Raw genomic sequence first — 3,549 nt, 5'->3', positions numbered from 1 at the left:
ACGCCTTCGCGGAACTGGATCAGGCCCATGAACTGGTCCGGGAATTCGCCGCGATGCTCGACACCCGCGATGCCACCCCACTGTCGAACTGGCTCGACAAGCTCACCGCCTCCCGGCTCCCGGTGATGGCCGGACTGGTCAAGGCCCTCCGCAAGTACCAGCAGGCCGTCGCTCAGGGCATCACCACCGTGTTCAACTCCGGCGTCAACGAAGGCCGCATCACCGCTCTGAAACTCCAGAAACGGATCACGTCGGGTCGTGCAGGAGTTCCGCTCCTGCGCCATCGCGTGATCCTCATGGCTCACCTCTGACGCCGCTATCGGTGACGGAGCGTCACCGGCGCACGGGAGCGCACCCGCGCTTCAAGAACATCTTGCCAGGGCCACTTCAAGGAGTACGCGGACACTCCGCGAAACCCGCTGCTTGACAGGGGTCACGGCGGACGCGCCCCATCCCGCGACCGCTCACCAAGACTGCGATCAGCAGATCACCATGCAGCGGCCTTCGTGGCCCTGGATCGCAGGCAGGTCATTGCCGTTCGGGCTGGGACAGCACGTACGTGGCGCCGCACGATTCGGCAAAGGAGGGGCCGAAGAGGGCGGCTGGGGTATAGGCGCCAGGTTGTCCCTCACCGGCCAGCAGTCGCCGGGCGACCTCTGCGGGTACTGCTCCGGTGTACTCCTGTGCGTCGCCCAGGCGCAGCCAGCCCTCCCGGGTCTCGCCGTCTGCCCAGGTGACGACGGCGTGCCCCCAGGAGTGCTCGCGCGGCCGTTCCTTCGCTTTGACCTCCATCCCCGCGAGACGGCGTGTGGTGAACGATCGCAGCCGCTCCCACCGCATGAGCGTGCTCACGACAGGCATTATCGACCGGATCACGGACGAGGACGGCGCCTCGCTCGATGCCGACAGCACATCGCGGGCGCCACTAGCCCGCTGAGCCGCGAGCAGTTCGCCCAGCGGCATGCTCGCGGTGGTCACCTGTGAGCCGTCGGGCAGGGTGAGGCGCTGCGCGTTGCTGAAGATCCGGGCAGGCACCACACGGCCGTCGGTGATCTGACGGCCTTCGAGGCTGCCCAGGAGAGAGCCGATCAAGGCTTCGCCGGCGGCGCCCTCTTCCAGCGCCATCGAGGGGAGCATGTCGACCCGGACCCGCAGTGGTGCGGGACGCTCCCCGCACAGCTTTACCACGACGCTCTCGGTGGCGGTCACGCCGAACCCGGCGCCGGTGACGAGCGTATGACTGGCCTGCCTCGCCGCGTCGTGCATCTCGAACGCGGCCGAGAGCGCCGCGACATCGTTCGCCAGGTCAATGTAGTGGCTGCCGCCGGCCCGGCAGGCGTCCACGATGCCGGGGGCCGTGGTCGTGAACGGTCCGACCGTGTTGATGACCACGGCGGGGCGTTGCCGCCGGATTTCGGCGGCCGTGTCGGCGAGGGTGGGGGAAAGCAGGGTTTCGCTGCCGGTCTGCTGCGCTGCGGCCTGCAGGCGGTTGGCGTCCCGGCCGACGAGCAGGGCCGCAAGGCCGCGCTGAGCGAGTTGTGCCGCGATGGTGCGGCCGCTGCGGCCGGTGCCGCCGAGCACCCAGATGTGCGTGTTCATTCGAAGAGCTCCAGGGGGAAGGCGAGTGGGATGCCAGGGTCGACTGGTCGTGATGATGAGCTTGCCGCCCTCGGGCGTGCCCTCACGTTCGAGTTCGGTGAGCGCTTTGACGAGGGGTATCCGTTGGGGCGGACGTCCACATCGGCCGCGGTCAGTTCACCATGACGCGGTAGCCGCGGGAGTGGAGCAGTTCAGCGGTCGCCTTGCCGATGCTGCTGGTTCCGCCGGTGATCAAAGCTGCAGGCGCGGACACGACGCGTTCCTTTACGTGCTCTGGGGAGGGAAGGGCGATCGACTGACGGTCCGGCCCATGAGGCATCAGACGTTCTGGGACGATCACTATAGACAGCGTACGCCAAGTTGGCAGTGTCTGCCAACTCTAACGTGACTGCCCCTTTGGCAGCTGGGCTAAGCTGGTGGCATGAAGCAGGAAGCCAAGTCAGGGACGGACGCACCGGCCACGCTGTGGGACCGGACGCGACAACTTGCCTCCCAGGAAATACTCGAGACGGCTCTGCGACTGTTCACCGAGCAGGGCTACGACGAGACACCCATGGCGCAGATCGCCCGAGAGGCCGGCGTCTCCCAACGGACCCTCTTCCGTTACTTCAGGACCAAGGAAGACCTCCTCGGCAACGACCAGAACAGGTTCGCGCAGGTCCTGGCAGACGCAGTCAGCGCGCAGCCCGATGACATCGGCGTCTGGGAGGCCCTGCGTGCAGGGATCGCCGCCGTCCTGGCTCTGCATGACAGCCGCGAACAGGCCTTGAAGCGATTCCGTCTCCTGCACAGCACCGCTTCGCTGCGTGCCGGCTACCTCGAAAAGCAGATGCGATTGCAAGAAGACCTTCTACCGCTCGTCGAAACGCGGATGGGCGCTGTCGGCGGCGCGGATCCAAGGGCCCGCGCGGTGATCGCGACAGCGTGCGCGTGCCTGGACGCCGCAACGATGGCGTGGGTCGCCAACGACGGCAGGGACGACATCATGGACCTGTACGACGAGTGCATGGCGGCAGTGCGCGGCTGATCTGCAGTGAGAGTGCGCAACCTGAATCTCCGCTGGTCAGCGGTGCTGTCGTGGGAGACCAGTGGCGTGCTTGCCCTGGTGAGGCGCGGGAGGCCGGAGTGTAGATCATCTGACGCGTCGCGGATGGGGTTCGGTGTTTTCGTCCGCTCCCCGGGTGACGGAACTCCTACAGTCCCGGGCAGGGTGTCCGGCGGTTCGGGAGGGGATCGTGTCGTCGCTGGAGAAGATCGCTGCTCGCCGGGCTGAGCTGGATGGGCTCGCGGAGGCGCTGGCCAAGCAGTTGGCCGAGGTGGACGCCGAGCGTGAGGAGCTGGCGGTTGCGGAGCGGGTGCTGCGCCGTCTGTACGAGCAGGAGGCCGAGGAGGGTGCCGGGCGGAACGCATCGGCGCCGCAGCGGGTTGAGGTGGCTGGCCGGTCGGTGCTGAAGGTGCCCCATCGCCGGGAGGTGCCGGATACGTCCGCGCTGCCCGGCGACTACCAGCGGATGCTTGAGATCGTGAAGGCAGCGGGCGGGCTGGTCATGGTCAAGGAGGTCGGCGCCGAACTCGGGACCGACGCGACGGTGCCGGGCCGGCTTGAGCCGCTGCGCGGGAAGTTGTCGAAACTCGCGGATCGGGGCTGGCTGCACAAGCTACCGAACGGCACCTACTGCACCCGGCCGTGACCGGCCTGCCGTCCAGGCCGTAACCAGGCGGCCCCCGGCCCGGGTTGATGAAGTATGCCTACAAACAACACCCCGGCCGGGGACCACACCGAGCTTGTCTATCAGTGTCAGCTGCCGACGGGGAGGATCGCGGTGATTGTGCTGGCTGCGCTGCGGCATGACCAGCGCCTGGCCGACCTCGCCGGCGGCTACGACGTGTCGCGCACCACCGTGGACCGGTGGCTGAAGGAGATGATCGAACTGCTGGCCGCGAAGGCGC

General features: G+C 67.6%; 5 protein-coding genes. 4 read left to right on the top strand and 1 reads right to left on the bottom strand.

What is annotated here, in order from left to right; genetic code table 11:
- The coding region (locus ACIBUY_RS42670; protein WP_399155557.1) for a transposase at positions 1-311 on the top strand (311 nt) is incomplete at its 5' end.
- A 217-nt stretch (positions 312-528) separates the two neighbouring features.
- Here the strand turns inward: ACIBUY_RS42670 and ACIBUY_RS42665 are convergent.
- Positions 529-1,599: a saccharopine dehydrogenase NADP-binding domain-containing protein gene (locus ACIBUY_RS42665; RefSeq protein WP_365572106.1), complete on the bottom strand. Its 1,071-nt coding sequence runs from the start codon at positions 1,597-1,599 to the stop codon at positions 529-531.
- A gap of 421 nt (positions 1,600-2,020) precedes the next feature.
- Between ACIBUY_RS42665 and ACIBUY_RS42660 the strand changes: the two genes are divergently transcribed.
- The 3 genes from ACIBUY_RS42660 to ACIBUY_RS42650 all read left to right on the top strand — a co-directional run.
- On the top strand, positions 2,021-2,626 hold the full coding sequence (locus tag ACIBUY_RS42660; protein WP_365572103.1) for a TetR family transcriptional regulator: 606 nt from the start codon (positions 2,021-2,023) through the stop codon (positions 2,624-2,626).
- A 208-nt stretch (positions 2,627-2,834) separates the two neighbouring features.
- Positions 2,835-3,290 carry a hypothetical protein gene (locus tag ACIBUY_RS42655; protein WP_399155556.1) on the top strand — a complete coding sequence of 152 codons (456 nt, stop codon included), beginning with the start codon at positions 2,835-2,837 and terminating at the stop codon, positions 3,288-3,290.
- Positions 3,291-3,344: 54 nt separating this feature from the next.
- On the top strand, positions 3,345-3,549 hold a 205-nt coding region (locus ACIBUY_RS42650; RefSeq protein ID WP_399155555.1), incomplete at its 3' end, for a transposase family protein.

Source organism: Streptomyces sp. NPDC050085, from assembly GCF_044460595.1.
GTDB lineage: Bacteria > Actinomycetota > Actinomycetes > Streptomycetales > Streptomycetaceae > Streptomyces.
Note: the sequence above shows the minus strand (reverse complement) of the source record. Positions and strands in the feature narration are given on the sequence as shown.